This is a genomic window from Psychrobacter sp. TB20-MNA-CIBAN-0197 (assembly GCF_040309765.1).
Taxonomy (GTDB): Bacteria; Pseudomonadota; Gammaproteobacteria; order Pseudomonadales; family Moraxellaceae; genus Psychrobacter; species Psychrobacter submarinus.
In genome coordinates this window covers 1-271 of the sequence record NZ_JBEOPC010000624.1, presented here as the reverse complement: position 1 = coordinate 271, position 271 = coordinate 1, and the positions used below count along the sequence as shown (strand labels likewise).

Sequence of the window (271 nt, the reverse complement as noted above, 5' to 3'; positions counted from 1 at the left end):
GAAATGGCCCGCGCCGAATTCGCCCCGCTGGGCATGGGCCACGCGATCCCGATCGCCGGCGCCCACGGCCGTGGCATCACGCAATTGCTGGAAGCCGCTCTGAGCGAATTCCCGCGCGATGATGACGAGCCGGCTGAAGGTGAAGAGGAAGAAGTCGTTGCCGAAGGCGAGGAAGCCAAGCGCATTCCTGGTCCGAGCGAAAAAGACGGGATCAAGATCGCCATCATCGGTCGTCCGAACGTCGGCAAGTCGACCCTGGTCAACCGCATGC

Annotated in this window: 1 protein-coding gene; it reads left to right on the top strand. The window is 63.5% G+C overall.

Translation table 11 applies throughout. The annotated features are described in order from the left end of the window. A partial coding sequence (locus AAEY83_RS15255) for a GTPase (RefSeq protein ID WP_351060244.1) occupies nt 1-271 on the top strand: 271 nt, incomplete at both ends.